Annotated in this window: 14 protein-coding genes; 10 read left to right on the top strand and 4 right to left on the bottom strand. The window is 73.7% G+C overall.

What is annotated here, in order from left to right:
- Nucleotides 1–111: 111 nt before the first annotated feature.
- The 6 genes from ACSMTC_RS33375 to ACSMTC_RS33350 all read left to right on the top strand — a co-directional run bounded on the left by ACSMTC_RS33375 (nucleotide 112) and on the right by ACSMTC_RS33350 (nucleotide 6,967).
- On the top strand, nucleotides 112–1,056 hold the full coding sequence (locus ACSMTC_RS33375; RefSeq protein WP_436563474.1) for a hypothetical protein: 945 nt from the start codon (nucleotides 112–114) through the stop codon (nucleotides 1,054–1,056).
- Nucleotides 1,053–3,272 (top strand): hypothetical protein, encoded by a 2,220-nt coding sequence (locus ACSMTC_RS33370; protein WP_436563473.1) that lies wholly within the window; start codon nucleotides 1,053–1,055, stop codon nucleotides 3,270–3,272. The genes ACSMTC_RS33375 and ACSMTC_RS33370 overlap by 4 nt, the downstream gene beginning before the upstream one ends.
- Complete coding sequence (locus tag ACSMTC_RS33365) at nucleotides 3,256–4,224, top strand: hypothetical protein (protein ID WP_436563472.1); 969 nt, start codon at nucleotides 3,256–3,258, stop codon at nucleotides 4,222–4,224. Before ACSMTC_RS33370 ends, ACSMTC_RS33365 begins: the two co-directional genes overlap by 17 nt.
- A 182-nt stretch (nucleotides 4,225–4,406) precedes the next feature.
- Entirely contained in the window at nucleotides 4,407–4,853 is a 447-nt protein-coding gene (locus ACSMTC_RS33360) for a Pycsar system effector family protein (RefSeq protein ID WP_436563471.1), read from the top strand.
- Nucleotides 4,854–5,070: 217 nt separating this feature from the next.
- Entirely contained in the window at nucleotides 5,071–5,529 is a 459-nt protein-coding gene (locus ACSMTC_RS33355; RefSeq protein ID WP_436563470.1) for a cupin domain-containing protein, read from the top strand.
- A gap of 100 nt (nucleotides 5,530–5,629) precedes the next feature.
- Nucleotides 5,630–6,967: a hypothetical protein gene (locus ACSMTC_RS33350; RefSeq protein WP_436563469.1), complete on the top strand. Its 1,338-nt coding sequence runs from the start codon at nucleotides 5,630–5,632 to the stop codon at nucleotides 6,965–6,967.
- Nucleotides 6,968–7,146: 179 nt separating this feature from the next.
- Here ACSMTC_RS33350 and ACSMTC_RS33345 read toward each other — a convergent pair whose 3' ends face one another.
- The gene (locus ACSMTC_RS33345) at nucleotides 7,147–7,557 is read right to left on the bottom strand and encodes a DUF3052 domain-containing protein (RefSeq protein ID WP_436563468.1); all 411 of its coding nucleotides are present in this window, start codon (nucleotides 7,555–7,557) and stop codon (nucleotides 7,147–7,149) included.
- 284 nt (nucleotides 7,558–7,841) lie between these two features.
- On the opposite strand from ACSMTC_RS33345, the gene ACSMTC_RS33340 reads away from it, so the two are divergent.
- From ACSMTC_RS33340 to ACSMTC_RS33330, 3 genes are all read left to right on the top strand, one after another.
- Nucleotides 7,842–8,606, top strand: coding sequence for an ABC transporter ATP-binding protein (locus ACSMTC_RS33340; RefSeq protein WP_436563467.1), 765 nt, complete (start codon nucleotides 7,842–7,844; stop codon nucleotides 8,604–8,606).
- A complete protein-coding gene (locus ACSMTC_RS33335) occupies nucleotides 8,603–11,341 on the top strand; it encodes an FtsX-like permease family protein (protein WP_436563466.1) in 2,739 nt (912 codons plus the stop codon). Before ACSMTC_RS33340 ends, ACSMTC_RS33335 begins: the two co-directional genes overlap by 4 nt.
- Before the next feature lie 288 nt (nucleotides 11,342–11,629).
- Nucleotides 11,630–12,679, top strand: coding sequence for a TIGR03617 family F420-dependent LLM class oxidoreductase (locus tag ACSMTC_RS33330; protein WP_436563465.1), 1,050 nt, complete (start codon nucleotides 11,630–11,632; stop codon nucleotides 12,677–12,679).
- Between the two features lie 191 nt (nucleotides 12,680–12,870).
- On the opposite strand, the gene ACSMTC_RS33325 is transcribed toward ACSMTC_RS33330, so the two are convergent.
- A complete protein-coding gene (locus ACSMTC_RS33325) occupies nucleotides 12,871–13,365 on the bottom strand; it encodes an SRPBCC family protein (RefSeq protein WP_436563464.1) in 495 nt (164 codons plus the stop codon).
- 360 nt (nucleotides 13,366–13,725) lie between these two features.
- Between ACSMTC_RS33325 and ACSMTC_RS33320 the strand changes: the two genes are divergently transcribed.
- The gene (locus ACSMTC_RS33320; RefSeq protein ID WP_436563463.1) at nucleotides 13,726–15,060 is read left to right on the top strand and encodes a hypothetical protein; all 1,335 of its coding nucleotides are present in this window, start codon (nucleotides 13,726–13,728) and stop codon (nucleotides 15,058–15,060) included.
- Between the two features lie 106 nt (nucleotides 15,061–15,166).
- Here the strand turns inward: ACSMTC_RS33320 and ACSMTC_RS33315 are convergent, their stop codons facing one another.
- A complete protein-coding gene (locus tag ACSMTC_RS33315; RefSeq protein ID WP_436563462.1) occupies nucleotides 15,167–15,709 on the bottom strand; it encodes an MOSC domain-containing protein in 543 nt (180 codons plus the stop codon).
- Between the two features lie 71 nt (nucleotides 15,710–15,780).
- Nucleotides 15,781–15,945, bottom strand: a complete 165-nt coding sequence (gene rpmF / locus ACSMTC_RS33310) for a 50S ribosomal protein L32 (RefSeq protein WP_436563461.1) — start codon at nucleotides 15,943–15,945, stop codon at nucleotides 15,781–15,783.
- Nucleotides 15,946–15,963 lie beyond the last annotated feature (18 nt).

Below are 15,963 nucleotides of genomic sequence, written 5' to 3'. Positions count from 1 at the left end.
CGGCCTCTGTGACGCCCGTCACCGCTGTTCCGCACTGATCGAGCACACCGTGACCCGCACCCCCGCGAAGCTTGGATCACACAGCCCACACGACAAGCCGGGGAGGCTCAGTTGTCGCATTTCCACCACCCCCTGCCCGAAGCCAGTGCCCTGCCCCACAGCCGCAGCCGGCACCTCCCGCCCTACCGGGGGATCGTGGCCGTCGACGCCAAGGACTTCACCGGGTACCCCGCCATCGAGCACGGAGTGATCAGCCAGGCCGTTCCGCAACTTCTCGAGCGGGCGCTCGAACGTGCGGGGGTCGAGGAGGTGTGGAACCACCGGAGGTTCCCCGCGTCCACCGGCGACGGGTACGTCTTCGGCTTCGATCCGGCGTGGATGCCGTTCATGATCCACCCCTGGCTGCACACCCTCCAGGACGTGCTCACCGAGTTCAACGTGCACTCCGTGGGGGCCGTACGCATCCGGCTCCGGGTCAGCCTCCATATCGGGCCGCTTCCCGACTCGGGCGGGGAGTTCGACGGCAACGGCACTCCGCGCAACGACACCCACCGGCTGCTCGACTCCCGTCCGGTCAAGGCGATGCTGGCCGCCTCCAACGAGAACATCACCCATGTCGCCGCCATCCTCTCCGACCGCTGCTACCAGGACGCGGTGGCGGGCGGTTACACGGGGCGGCACCCGGACCACTTCATCGAGGTGCCGGCGACCGTGGAGGGCAAGCGGTTCGACCAGCGGGCCTGGCTGTACGTGCCCGAGCCCTCGGGCAGTCTCTACGACCGCCGTGTCCTGGGCGACCGGGTCGTCGAGGACCACGAGGTCCGGCGCGGGCAGGCCGACACCGCCGGTCGGTCCGAGGACCGCCCGACCCGTCCGTCGGTGGTGAACAGGGCCGAGCGGGGAAACCTGAACACCGGTACCGTGCACGGCGGTCAGAGCGTCAGCAACGTGGACCTCGGCGGTGGCGGCGACTACGTCGCGGGCAACAAGGCCGGTACCGTCCACGGCACCATGGGCGACACGGTCCACGGCGACAAGAACGAGTACCGCCGGTGAACGCCGACCAGTGGTCGCCGGCCGGCGCGGAGGCCGAGGGTGAACCCCGGCTCCGGGGCGGTTCCCCTCACCGCGAAGCGGCTTCGGGCGAGGACGACTTCGGCCCTGAGGACTTCGACGAGGACTTCGACGGACTGTCCGGCGTCCGGACGCCCGGTGGCCGGCGCTATGTCATCTACGCCCCGCACGGCAACATCAACACCGGCTCCGTACACGGAGACCAGCATGTGAGGAACGGTGACTCCGCGGCCGGTCAGGGCGGTCGGCGCGTGGAGGCGCACGAGGGCCCCATCTCCCCGCTGGAGATCCTGGACGCCCGGGCCGGATTCGCGGAACCCGACTGGTTCCCCGCGGCGTTGAGGGAGCTCGGTACCGGCATCCTCTTCCTCACCGGAGAGCCCGGCACCGGACGCCGCACGGCGGCCCTGAACCTGCTGTACCGCCACAGCGGCCACAGCATGGACCTGCGAGCGCTCGACAGCGACGAGGACCTGTCCCTGTGGCGTCCCACCCACGCGGGGACCCGCGGATACCTCGTCTACGGGCTGTTCCCCCACTACCCCCTCGGGCCGGCGGTCATCGCCAACCTCCGCCGCCTGCTAACCGAGGCCGACGCCCGTATGGTGATCGTGCTGCCCGACGACCCCGAACTCGTCCGCGGCCTGTCCCGCGACCTCCATGTGTCCCCGGTCAGATGCGTACCCCCGCGGCCCCGCGCGGTCTTCGACGCGCGCCTCGAGGCCGCCGTACCCGGTGCGGCGCAGCGTGCCCGGCTGCTCGCCCGGCTGGACGCGGGCCTGCTGGAGGAGTTGCTGACCCCCGAACTTCTCCCCGCCCAGGTCGCCGAGCTGGTCACCGCGGTGAGCGAGGCCGGCGAGGACGGTCCGGATCCCGCCGGTCTCCGCCAGCGCCTGAGCTTCCTGGCGGAGGGGGAGGCACCGGACCTGCTGAAGAACCTGCACGACGACGCCGACGGGCTCGCCTTCCTCCTGGCGACCTGCGTGTTCGAGGGGCTCGACCACCGGATCGTCAGGGAGGAGGCGGAACGGCTCCTCACGCTGGCCGACGGACGCCTGGACTCCGTCCTGCCGGAGGGCGAGGGCCAGGACGGCGGCCACGGCCGGCCGGGACCCCCACGGCCGAACCCCCGGTTCATGTTCCGCCGGTCGCTGGACGACCTTCTGCGCACGGTGCGTGCGCAGTGCGCGCCCAGCGAGATCCGGGCGGGCTCTCGCTACAGCTACGCGGTGGAGCCGGTGCGCTTCACCCGGCACCGGCAGGCGGAGACGGTGCTCAGGCACGTGTGGCGACAGTACGGCCAGCTGTCCGGTCTGCTGACGGAGTGGCTGGACAACGTTCCGGTCCGGGACACCGAGCTGGCCGAGCCCGTGGGCCGCTTCATGGGAATGGCCGCCGGCTGGGGCGGCGGCCGCCGGGCACTGCGGCACATCCACGAGCTGGCCGGCTCCGACCACACGCGCAGCCGCAGGACCGCCGCCTACGCCCTGGGCATCGCGGCTGAGGACCCGGTCCTGGCGAGCGAGGTGAAACACCATCTCACCACGTGGAGCGGGCAGGCCGGCTGGCGGCGGCGCTCGACGGTCGCGTACGCCTGCGGGACGGACTTCGGGGCGTCCCGGCCGGATCCGGCGATGTCCCTGCTGCGGCGCTCCTACCGCGGAGACGACGGAGACGAGCGCCAAGTCGCCGCGGCAGTACGCCAGGCGTTGGAAGATCTCTTCGCGGCGGGCAACCAGCCGACCGTCTTCCGCCGGATCGCCGAATGGGCGGACCGCTCGGGCCCCGAGGCGAAGCTGGCCCTCCGGACCTTCCCGGCTCTGCTGCCGCAGTCCTCCTGGTTCGAGGAACAGCTGCTCAACGCCGGCGAGTTCACCGAGAAGGTCGTCGATCTCGTCCGCCGGTCACTCAACGACGACCGGCACTTCGACGGGATACGGGACCCGTTGCTCGGGTGGTGCCGGACGGCCGCCTGGAACGAACGGCTCCGCGCGGCCCTGGAGACGCTGCTCATCGCCCTCGCCCAGGAGATGCGGCACGGCGTCCTGCGCCTCTTCGTCGAGATCGACCGGGACGACAACCCCGAACTGGCCGGACGGCACATCGCACACCACGCGCTGGAGGCCTGGCGGGCGGGCGAGCCGCAGCCGTTCAACCCCACCCATCCGCACGGAGGATCCGATGACCGCCGAGAATGACCAGCCCGTCTACACCCGTGCCGCGCGCGCCCCCTGGCAGGAGATCCTGCTGCACCGCTGGTCCGGGCGGCGTGATCGTGCCCTCGTGCTGCGGGACCGGAACGGGCTCTACCACCTGCCGGGCAACCGGCGCCGCCGCGATGTGCTTCCCGTGGAAGACCTCGCGACGGGTCCGGCGGAGCAGGGAGCGGGGATCCGCGCCGGACTGCTCGGCTACGACGGCGCCTTCCTGGTCCACCTCGACGAACGACCGGGAACACGAGCCGTCGCCTTCCCGACCTCGTACGGCACCGAATCGGTGGACGTCCAGGTGCTGTGGTGGGTCCACGACGCGGCACAGGTCGTGCGGACACGGACCACGCACGGCTGGTTCCCCGTGCGCAAGGACCTCGACCGGCGCCTGCGTCGCCTCAGGGACGAGTACGCGAGGGCCGGACACAGCCTCGGCGCCCCCGAGTTGGTACAGCACCTGACCGCACCCCACCAGTTGCACGACTGCGGCCTCACCTACCGCGTCACGGACGTCTCCGCACGGGAGAACGACACCGAACTGCGGCTGGGAGAGCCCGGCGGCACCGGCCTGCCCTACTCCTGGAGCGACAGGAGCCGCGAGGAGTACGACTTCTGCAGGCGGGCGGTCCAGGAAGGTCCGGTGTCACTCGCGGCGCTCTGGCTGGTCAGACACCCGGACCAGGTCAGCGAGGTGCTGAACTGGGCGGTGGACCACTCCGGCCTGATCCGGGGTACGACCACGTGGCAGGACGAGATGGCCGGTCTGCTGGGCAGGCTGACGGCACAGGAGCAGCAGGAGCTCTCCCAGCTGATGCGCGACCGGCTGGTCGCGCTCGGACGGCAGGTACCCGGGCAGCAGGGGCCCGGGGTGAGTTGGGAGAAGGCCCGCTCCCAGGCCAACGGCTGGGCCGGCGGTGTGGCCAACGGGAGGCCGAGGTGATGCGGGCGGTCGCGCGCCGGGGCACGGTGCGGGCGACACCCCGGCGCGGGGCCGCCAGGCCCCGGCGGGCCTCCTCGTACCCCCGTCGTCGGCCGCCGTACGGGGCGCTCTGCCGCCGCGGGGAGAGCGTCCGCCGTCCGGCCGCAGCGAACGCGGGGACCGTGGCGGCGATGGAGCGCCTCATGGCCGCCAACAGCGCGGAGCTCACGCGGGCGGACACCAAGGCCGCCGTACTCCTGGGCTTCACCGGAGCGGCCCTCGGCGTCTTCCTCCCCCTGACCGGGAACGGCGCCCAGCCCTGGGAGGTCCACGCACTGCGGTGGACCGCCGTCGTCAGCGCCCTGCTGGCCGTCATCTGCTTCGTGTGCGCCATCGCCCCGAGGCGCCGCCGGGGCAGGCGCCAGGGTCCGGCCGGTCCCAGCTACTTCGAACACATCCCGCCGGAGGCGGGCGGGGAACGGCTGAGCCGCGCCTTCGAGCGGGCCGGAGGCGACCCGACCGGCCCGCTGCTGTCCTCCCTGTCCGGGACCAGCGAGATCATCCGCGTCAAGTACCGCTGGATCGAGACGGGGACCGCTCTGCTGCTCCTCGCGCTCCCCCAGTTCGCCGCCGCCCTGCAGTCGATGTGAGGGCCCGGGGGGACTCCCGTGACCGCGGTCCGGCGAAGACCTCGACCGCGACGCGGTCGGGGCCTTCGTGTGCCGAGCCGCCGGGCGACGCACAACGAGTGAACACGGGCCGGAAACGGGCGGTTTGACGGTATTTCCCGGTCGCACGTGCACCATGGGCCGTGGCGGGTGAGCCGCCCGCGCTCACGACCGGTCACCGACACCATGGGAGTCGAGCATGAGCGAGATCTCCATCGTCGCCCCCGACGGCGGCGAGATCATCGAACTGGGCGCGACCAGGATGCGCATCCTGGAGGACGGCGGAACGACCGCGCACCGCATCGGGATCGGCGAGGTCACCCTCGCTCCCCGTACCGAAGGCCCGTTGCAGCACCGGCACGCCCGGCACGACGAAGGCTTCTACGTGGTGTCGGGCGTCGTCCGCTTCACCGTCGGGACGACGGTCCACGACGCACCCGCGGGCACGCTGGTCATGGTCCCGCCCGGCGCTCCCCACGCCTTCGCCAACCCGGGCGACCAGCCGGCCGTGATGCTCACCACGTTCACCCCGGACCTGTACGTGCAGTACTTCCGGGACCTGCGCGACGTCGTCGCCGACGGCCGGCCGCTGACCTCCGAGACGATCGCCGAGGTGATGAGCCGCTACGCCACCACCCCGGCCACCGACCTCGGTTGAGCGGTCGGCAGCCCGCCCCGCCCCGGCGACGGGGCCAGGGCCGCTCCTGAGAACGGTGCCCGCTGTGGTGCCGGTGCCGCCGAGCACTACGGTGGGCGCCATGACGATCAACGGGGAGGACCGGGACACCACCCGCGGCCAGGTACTGCTGCTGGCCGCCGCCCCGGTCGGATCCCGCCGCCGGCTGCTCGACCCGGAGGCCGCCGTCGGCGAGTTCGCCGCGATACCCGCTCAGACGCTCATGCCCGGCTGGCACCAGCCGGTCGAGGTCGTCCCCCTCGTCAACCCCAGTGGTCCGCAGGCCGTACTGGCCCGGATCCGGGCCGCGGCCGCCGTGCCGGGTCCGCTGCTGCTCTACCTGTGCGGCCTGCTCGTCAGAGACGACCGGCAGCACCAGGTCCACCTCGCGCTCGCCGACACCACGGACACCACGATCCGCTACACGGCGCTCCCCTGGGCCTGGCTGGCACGGGAGCTGGCGGCCCGTCGGCCCGATACCACCGCCGTGGTGCTCGACCTGCTCGCCGACAACGGCTGCCTGCCGCTCCAGCCCGCCGATCTCGCGCTGCCGCCGCGGATCGCCCGGTTCGGCGTGGTCGGCCCGCCCGCCCGGCGCGGCCCCTGGCAGCCACCCGCCTACACCGCGGCCCTCTCGCACCTGCTGCGGAGCACCCCGGACCGCCAGCACCTGGCCCAGCTCCACCCGCTCGCGGCAGGCCACGCGGGCCTTCCGCCCGGCAGCATCGTGATCGGCCCCCGACCCGACCGGTCCGAAGGCACCGTGGACGGACCGCGGCCCCACCCGGCCACACCGGCCCCGGCCACCGCCACGACGGCGCCGCCCGCTCCACCCGCGCCACCCATCCCGTCGCCCGCTCCGCCATCCGCCCCGCCATCCGCCCCGCCGCCCACCTCGTCGGCCGCCGAACCGTCCGCCTCGCCAGCCGCGGAACCGGCCGCGGAGCCGGTCGCGGAGCCGGTCGCCGATTCCGCCGCCGACCCACGGCCGGCCATCGCCGAGGCGATACGCGGCGGGGACCACCGCACGGCGGCCGACCTCACCGCCCGGTGGGAACGCGCCATCGTGCAGACGGCCGGCCCAAAGTCGCCGGCGATGGGCGACGTACTGGAGGTACAGGCCACCCTGGCCGTCGCCGCAGGAGCGGTCGCCCAGGCCACCGAGCGCTGGTTGGCGTGCGCCGAACACCGGCTCACCTGGACCGGCCCCGGAACCTCCCAGGTCCAGCTGGCCGTCCGCAACGCGCTGCACTGCTGGCAGCGGACCACGGACGAGGAGCCGTCACTCCCCGAGACCGGCAGGCGGCTCGCCGAGCTCCTGCGGACCACCGGCCGCCCCCGTGCCGCTGCCGCCGCCGAGGACCGCCTCGCCGACCTCAACGGCCCCGCCTACACACCACCCACCGCGTGGAGCAGATAGGCCCCGGCACCGTCCGGGATCCGCGCCCGGGGCGGCCCGGCCGGGCCGGCGCACCGGGCGGGCACGGGTTCCCACTCCCCTGAGGGCACCCCGACCCCTCGCCGGTCTCGCTCCGCAGCCGACAGGCCGGCGTCCCGGCCCGTCTTCCCGACGGGCCGGGACGCCGGGGACGCCGACCGTCACCTCCTGGGGGCGACGAGGCGGTTGCCGTTCCAGTCCGGGCCGACGCTGACGGACCTGCTCTGCGAGAGGCCGACGGTCTGGGCGGCGTCGCCGATCTCGCTGGGCTCGACGTAGCCGTCCCGACCGCTCTTCAGGGTGAGGAGCCAGATCTGGCCACCGTCGTCGAGCAGCCCGATGGCGTCGACCAGGGCGTCGGTGAGATCGCCGTCCCCGTCGCGCCACCACAGCAGAACGACGTCGGCCACATCGTCGTAGTCCTCGTCGACCAGGTCCTGGCCGATGACCGACTCGATCCCCTCGCGGAGCTCCTGGTCGACGTCGTCGTCGTACCCGATCTCCTGGACCACCTGGCCTGGCTCGAAGCCGAGTCGGGCCGCCGGGTTGGTCCGTTCTTCCGCAGCCGTCATCACTGTCCTTTCGCTCCGGGAACGCCCGATGCGCTCCTCACGGTAGCCAATCAGACACGTACGGTGTCCGTACTGATTTACCCGATCGAGGCCGCGTCGCGGATCACACGGGCGCCTCCGCGCAGAGCGGCCCTACGGGCCGGTGAACGCGCTGACCACCCCCTCTCACCACCGGCCGCCCCCTCACCGCGGCGGCCGCGCTTGAGCCGGACCAGCATACCGGGTATACATACCAGGTATGCAGACGTCCGAAGCGGCGTCACATCCCGAACAGAGGGGGAACCGTGTCACAGGCCCGATCGACGGGCGGCCCGGCTGAAGCCGTGCTCCAGCTGGAGGGAACCGGCCGGGTGCACGGCAGCGGTGCCGCCGAGGTACAGGCGTTGCGCGAGGTGGACCTGCGGGTCCGCCCAGGGGAGTTCGTCGCGGTGATGGGCCCGTCGGGGTCCGGTAAGTCCACGCTGCTGACGCTGGCCGGCGGGCTGGCCGGTCCGAGCGAGGGGCGGGTGCTGGTGGAAGGACGCTCGCTGGGCGAGCTGTCGCGCCGCCAGTTGGCCCAGGTGCGGCGGCGGTCGGTCGGTTACGTGTTCCAGGACTACAACCTGATCCCCGCACTGACCGCGGCCGAGAACGTCATGCTGCCGCGCGAGCTTGACGGGGTGTCCGCCCGGACCGCACGGCGCGAGGCGCTGGCGGCGCTGCGGGAGATGGGCATCGGTGAGTTGGCCGACCGGTTCCCCGACGACATGTCCGGCGGCCAGCGCCAGCGGGTGGCGATCGCCCGGGCGCTGATCGGCGAGCGCCGCCTGGTGCTGGCCGACGAGCCCACCGGAGCACTGGACTCCACCACCGGGCAAGCCGTACTGGCCGTGCTGCGGGCCCGCTGCGACGCGGGCGCGGCCGCCATGATGGTCACTCACGAGGCCCGGCACGCCGCCTGGGCGGACCGGGTGCTCTTCCTGCGCGACGGCCGTGTGGTCGACGAGACCGATCGGCGGAGCGCCGAGGATCTGGCGGCCTTCGCCGCGCGGATCGAGGTGGCGCGGTGAAGTTCGCCTCCTGGCGGGTCGCCGTCCGGATCGCCCGCCGCGACGCCCTGCGCGCCAAGGGCCGCAGCGCCCTGATCGTCGCCATGATCGCGTTGCCCGTCCTCGGTGTCGCCGGGGCGGACGTGGTCTACCGCAGTGCCCAGCTCACCCCGCAGGAGCGGGTCGAGCGTTCCCTGGGCACCGCGGACGCGCTGGTCAGCTCCCTCGCGCCGGGCCACACGGTGCTGCAGGCCCCGAACGCCGACGACGGAACCGCCGTCCTCGGCGCCCAGCCCGGTCAGGCCCCCACACCCGAGCAGACCAGGAGCACCGGCACCGATCCGGCCGTACTGGCCGCCGGCCTGCTGCCGCCGGGCAGTGTGCTGGCCCCGGCCCGGCCCGGGCCGGAGGCGAGCGCCCGGTCCCGGACCGGCCTGCTGTTCACCTCGACCGCCGAGGCCGACCTCACCGACCCGCTGTGGTCGGGGAAGATCGACATCGTCAAGGGCCGTGCCCCGCACGCCCGGTACGAGATCGCGGCCACCCAGGCGTTCCTCGACCAGTCGGGGCTGGCCCTCGGGGACACCACCGCGTTCAAGGGCCTGGAGGGCCGCCCGTACACGCTGACCGCCGTCGCGGAGTACCCGGGCGACCTGGCGAAGGTGGCCCTGATCGGCCGTCCCGGCGAGGTGATCGCGCCGCTGGACGACCTGCGGGCCAGGGACCCGCAGCAGCGGTCCCAGGCGGACGCCGGCGCCGACCGGCCGAGCTGGCTGGTGCGGCTGCCCGCCGGAGCACGGCTCGACTGGGCCAAGGTCCAGGAGTTCAACCGCTACGGCCTCACCGTCACCGCACGCACCGTGGCCCTGGACCCACCCGCCCGCTCGGCCGTTCCCTTCTACCGCAGCCAGAAGGTGTCCCTGGACCTCGCGGGCATCGGCTCCCGCACGGTCGTCGTGGCCACCGTCGCCGGGATGGCGCTGCTGGAGACCGCGCTGCTGGCCGGCCCCGCGTTCGCGGTGGGGGCCCGGCGCTCGCGCCGCCAGCTCGCGCTGCTCGCGGCCGGCGGCGGCGACCGCGCCCAGGTGCGCGCGGTGGTGCTGAGCGGCGGGCTGGTGCTCGGGGTGACCGGCGCGCTGGTCGGCGTGCTGGTCGGCATCGGCCTGGTCGCCGCGCTCCGCCCGTGGATCGAGGGCGCGGCCGGCAGCCGCTTCGGGCACTTCGGGGTACGCCCGCTCGACCTGCTCGCGGTGGCCGCGATCGGCCTCGCCACCGCACTGCTCGCCGCCCTCCTGCCCGCCGTCCAGGCGAGCCGTCAGGACGTGGTCGCGGCACTCGGGGACCGGGTCACCGTCAAGGCGCCGAGCAAGTGGTTCGGCGCGCTGGGCGCGGTGCTGGTGGTCGCCGGCAGCGCGGTGGCCCTGCTCGGCGCGGGCAGCGGCGAGCCCGGCCTGCCCGTGGCCGGCGGTTTCGACGCACGGACCCTCGCCGTCCTCGGCGGCTCGGTCACCGCCGAACTGGGCATGCTCGCCTGTACCCCGCTGCTGGTCGGCCTGCTGGGCCGGCTCGCCCGCCACCTCCCGCTCGGCCCGAGGCTCACCCTGCGCGACGCGGCCCGCCAGCGCGGACGCACCGCCCCGGCCATCGCCGCCGTGATGGCGGCCGTCGCCGGAGCCGTCGCGGTCAGCGTCTACACCGCGAGCAGCGACGCCGAGGCCAGGAGGGAGTACCGTGCCATGGCACCCGGTGGCGCGGTACTGCTCGACGTCACCCCGGGCAGCCCGCTGGCGCCGCAGCTGCAGTCCGCGGTCACCCGGGAGCTCCCCGGCCTGGGCCAGCGCGCCGACGTGTACCAGGCGGAGTACCACTTCTGCGCCGGCTGCAGCAGTCTCGTCATGCTCTCCCCCGCGAACGGCTCCGCGCGGCCGGTCCCGGTGCTGGTCGGCGACTCGACCGTGCTGCACAACCTCTTCGGCCTGCACGACCGAGGCGCCGAAACGGCACTGGCCAACGGTCAGGCGGTCGTCTTCGACCCGGGCTACGTCAAGGACGGGAAGGCCGCCCTCTACGCGGCCGGCCAGGGCGGCAGCGCACCACGGCCGCCGGGCACCCCGCCCCGGCCCGGCGACAAGGACGCCGAGGTGCCCGCCGTGCTGATCGACAACCCGGTCGCCGCCCACTACGGGACCGGCATGGTGAGCCCCGACACGGTCCGACGGCTCGGCCTGGACACCGGTATCACCACCTCCATCTGGCTGCCCGGCGCCCCGCCGGCGCCCCGGCTCCAGCAGCAGGCCGCGGCCGCCGTCGACCGGATCGAATCCTTCGCCGAACTCAGGGTCGAGCGCGGCTACCAGCCGAGGAGCGATCTGGCCACACTCGCCCTCAGCGGCTTCGCGGCCCTCGTGGTGCTCGGCGCGGCCGGTATCGCCACCGGTCTGGCCGCCGCCGAATCCCGCCCGGACCAGGCCACCCTGGCCGCCGTCGGCGCACCGCCCCGCCTCCGCCGGATGCTGTCGGGCCTGCAGTGCGGCACCATCGCGCTCCTCGGGGCCGGGCTCGGTACGGCCTGTGGGTTCGTCCCCGCCGTCGCGCTGCGCCGCGCCCACGAGGCCGGCGCGCACGCACCGCACCTGCCGATCGCCGTGCCGTGGACCCAGCTGCTGCTCACGCTGGTGGCCCTCCCGCTGCTCGCCGGCCTGGCGGCCGCGGCCACCACCCACTCCCGGCTGCCGCTGGCGCGCCGCACCGGCTGATCCGCCCTCACCACCGCGCCCCGGAGCCGTTGTCGGCGCTCCGGGGCGCAGTGGTGCCCGCCCCGCCGGTCCCGAGGGCACTCACGGCGACCGCTTCCCACGCTCCGCCCGGCCGCCCTTCGCGGTGCCCGCCCGATGGACGCGAACGGCTCGGCCGAGCCTGCCGGAGCCGGTCCGCGGGGCGGACGCGGCGGCCCCGGGCCGTCCTCGGCCGCGGCCGCCACGGTCCCAACCGGCGTGGGAAGCTACCGGGGCACAGCCACCACTCGCCCCGTCAGGAGCCGTTCCATGGACCGCCCGCCCGCCACCTTCCGACTCGACGCGCCCGCCTCCGGGCACCCGGCGGGGATCCTCGACGCCGCCGAGCGGGCCGAGCGCCGGGGCATGGACCGGCTGGTGGTCTCCGAGACGGCGTACGACCCGTTCCTGCAGCTGGCCCGCGCGGCCGACCGCACCAGCACGATCGAGCTGGCCACCGGTGTCGCGGTCGCCTTCGCCCGTACCCCGATGACGCTGGCCTACCAGGCCTGGGGGCTGCACGCGGCCTCCGGCGGACGGGCCGTCATCGGCCTCGGCTCGCAGGTCAAGCCGCACATCGAGAAGCGCTTCGGGATGCCCTGGGACCGGCCGGCCGCGCGGATGCGCGAGTACGTCCACGCGGTGCGGGCGATCTGGCACAGCTGGCAGACCGGCGAACGGCTGCGGTTCCGGGGCGACTTCTTCACGCACACCCTGATGACCCCGGTCTTCTCCCCCGACCCGGTCGGCTCCGACGTGCCCCGGATCCTGCTGGCCGGAGTCGGACCGCTGATGGTCCGCACCGCGGGCGCGGTCGCCGACGGCTTCCTCAGCCACCCCTTCACCTCGGTCGGCTACCTGACCGGACGGGTGCTGCCCGAACTGACCGAGGCCCGCGCCCGGGCCGAGGCCGAGGGTTCCGCCTGGACCACCCGGCCGTTCGAGATCGCGGGCAGCGTGCTCACCGCCACCGGCCGGACCGAGGAGGAGCTGCGCGGAAGTCTGGCCGGGGTGCGCGAGCGGCTGGCCTTCTACGCCTCCACACCCGCCTACCGCCCGGTGCTGGCCCAGCACGGCTGGGAGGACCTGCAGGAGGAGCTGCACCGCCTGTCGGTCCGCGGACGCTGGCAGGAGATGGCCGGGCTGATCGACGACGAGGTGTTCGACACCTTCGCCGTCGCCGGCCCCGTGGAGGACGTCGCCCGGGAGATCCACCGCCGCTACGCCGGCCTGGTCACCCGGCTCTCCGTCAGTCTGCCGGACGGCGCCGACCCGGAGCTGGGCCTGGACGTCCTGGACGCCGTCCGCGCACTCGGCTGAGCCTGCGGGGTGCCGGAGCGGCGCCGGCCCCGGCCGGCCGGTGCCGGCCTTCCCGCGACGCCGGGCGGACACGCTCGCGCCAGGTGGCCGGCTCAAGGGTGTCACCCCGGCCCCCGCAGCCCGCCGCGCGATCCGCCGGGAACCCCGACCACCGCTCCCGGCTTGAGCTCTGACACCCGGCGGGGAGGTGCTCAGGATTCGGCGAGCTTCCTGACGCCCTCGAGGGTCGACCGGATGCCCTGTTCCAGCATGCCCATCCGGCGGGCCATGATCTCCTCCTCGTGCTCGGGCCGGGCGTCGATCGCCTGGCTCAGGTACGAGCCGCCCTGCCCGAGGGTGGCCGACTGGCGCAGCCGGGTGCCGCCGTCCTCGGGCTCCAGCTCGAAGCGCCAGCGGGCGATGGGCCGGCTGAAGTCGCCCTTGCGCCCCCGGACCTCCCAGCCGAACACCCGCTCCGGCTGGAGCTCGGAGATCCGTGAGATGGTCTCCCAACTGCCCAGCAGCTCGTTCCGGTTGCGGCCGACGAAGGTCGCCCCGAGGGCCGGCCCGGTGGCGCCGTCCAGCCACTCGGCCTCGTAGAGCTCACCGCCGAGCCCGGTGGGCGTGGTGATGTCGCTGACCAGGGCCCAGACCCGGTCCGGCGGCGCGGCCACATGCACGTTCGCCTCGATCGTCGGACCGTCCACCAACCGCACCATCGTCGTCCTCCCGCAACACCGTTCTGGCGTCGCCCACCGTATCCGTCCCGACCGACGGTCCGCTACCGGCCAGTAACAAGCATCCGTGCAGACCGCGTCACATCCGCCGTCAGCCGGGGGGCGGTCGGAGCCGGCCCCGTCGGCTCTCCGGTGACGGCGGTGGAGTGCCCGCGCCACCGCCGGGCCGCCCGGCGGGCAACGGTGAGCATCCGGCACATGGACGGCGGATGTCCGATCCGTGGACGGTGGCGATGGATCACCCCGTTGTCGGAACCGCGTGGTCCAATCTGCTCGGCGCTCGCATCTGAGCGTCCATCACCGCTTTTCCCACACGGAAGCCGGAGTCCCATGCGCAACATCTCGCGGACCACGTCGATAGCGATCGCCGCCGTGCTCGCCGCGTCGGCCGGTCTGACCGCCGCCCCGGCCCAGGCAGCCTCCGCAGGCATCACCGTGCCGCTCGCGCACTACTCTCACATGCTGGTCGACGCCGCCCATCAGCACCTCTTCATCAGCAGCGGATCCGGCTACGGCAGCATCCTGGTCACCGACTTCAGCGGACAGACCGTCACGACCATCGCCAACGAGTCCGGCGCCACCGGCCTGGCGCTGGCCCCGGACGGCAGCACGGTCTACGCCGCGCTGGCCGACGGTGACGCCGTCTCGGCCATCGACACCACCACCCTTGCCGAGACCGCCCGTTACGCCACCGGCGCCGGCACCCACCCGGAGTCCGTCGCCTACACCGCGGGCAAGATCTGGTTCGGCTACGGTGCCGCCGGCAAGGGCGGTATCGGCTCGATCGATCCCGGCGCCGACCCGGCCGCCGTCACCCTCGCCGCCGCCCCGGGCTTCTGGTACTCGGCCCCGCTGCTCGCCGCCAACCCGAACGGCGAACTCGTCGCCGGCCTGCCGGGCATGAGCCCGATCCAGCTGGCCAGCTACGACGTCTCCAGCGGCAGCGCCACCGCGCTCGTCGCACCGAAGTCCGTCATGTCCGCGAGCAACCTGGTCGACCTGCAGATCACCCCCGACGGCTCGAGCGTGGTGACGGCCAGCGGATACCCGTACAGCCAGCAGGTGTACAAGGTCTCCGACCTGACCCAGACCGGGCAGTACAACAGCAGCAACTACCCGAACTCGGTCTCCATCACCGCGGACGGTACGGTGCTGGGCGGGGTCTACAACCCGAACTCGAGCTCCTCCGTCTACGTCTTCGCCCCCGGCGGCTCCAGCCCGCTCAAGTCCTTCGGCTTCGCCTCCGGCACCCTCGCCCCCGCGGGGCTGGCCGTCACCCCGGACGGCGCCGAGCTGTTCGCGGTCACCTCCGCGCCGACGGGCGCCAACCCGGTCCTCAACATCATGCCGAACCCCGAGCAGACCGCGTCCAGCCTCTCCCTCACCGGACCGGCCGACGCCGACCCCGGGTCGGCGATCACCCTGACCGGTTCCCTCGGCGGGACCTCTCCGTACACCGGCGGCCAGACCGTACACGTGACCCGGGTCGACTCGGACGACCCCTCCGGCGTCAGCCTGCCCGACGTCACCACGGCCGCCGACGGCTCGTTCAGCATCACGGACGCCCCGTGCGGCACCGGCACCGTCACCTACCAGGTCTCGTACGCCGGTGACGTCCAGCTGACCGCCTCCACCGCCACCGCCACCGTCACGGTCGGCAAGTAGTCGGCCGGCGGTCCCGCGTGCGGAGCGTCGCGCGCGGGACCGCCACCGGCCGGGGCGCGACCGGCCCGGTGCCGACCGGTCCGCTCCGCGCCGGCCAGGAGGCCGGTCAGACCCGCTCGAGAGGTCGGTGGGGCTCGGCCGGGAGTTCGACCCGGATCGCGTCACCGGGCCGGACCTCCCCGCCCCTGAGGACGATGGCCATGACTCCGGCCTTGCGCACGACGGCGCCACTCTCGTCGCGGCCGACCACCTGCTTCAGCAGCCCGTCCTGGAACCCGTCTATCTGCAGGCAGGGGTTGCGCAGGCCGGTGACCTCCACGACCGCTTCCCCACCGAGGTGCAGCAGCGTGCCGACCGGCAGGTCGAGCAACCGGATGCCGCTGGTGGTGATGTTCTCCCCGAGTTCGCCGGGGGACACCTCGAATCCGTTCCGGCCGACTTCGGCGAAGAGCTCCTCGTGGATGAGGTGGACCTGGCGCAGGTTCGGCTGGGTGGGGTCCTGCGCGACTCGTGAGCGGTGCTTGACCGTCACCCCGGCGTGCACGTCCCCCTCGACCCCGAGTCCGGCGAGCAGCGTGATGCTGCCCCGGTTCGGCTTGGAGAACGAGTACTCGCTGTTGCTGCTGACGGCCGTTACGGTTGCGCTCATCCCGGTCCCCTCCGACGTCGTGACTGTCCGCCCAGAGCCTACGCGCCGCCGCACCAACGCCGCCCGGTGCCTCAGGGTTTGATCAGTCCTCGCTGGTACGCCTTGACCAGGTTGCGCGGGACGAGGTGCTCACGTCCTTCGATGGTGACCGGGACGAGCTGCGGGGGCGCGGCCTTCCACTGGGCCCGGCGGTGCCTGGTGTTGCTGCGGGAGGTCTTGCGCTTGGGGACGGCCATGGCGGTTCTCCGAAAAGT

The organism is Kitasatospora sp. HPM-01-4 (genome assembly GCF_051374625.1).
Lineage (GTDB): Bacteria > Actinomycetota > Actinomycetes > Streptomycetales > Streptomycetaceae > Kitasatospora.
Note: the sequence above shows the minus strand (reverse complement) of the source record. Positions and strands in the feature narration are given on the sequence as shown.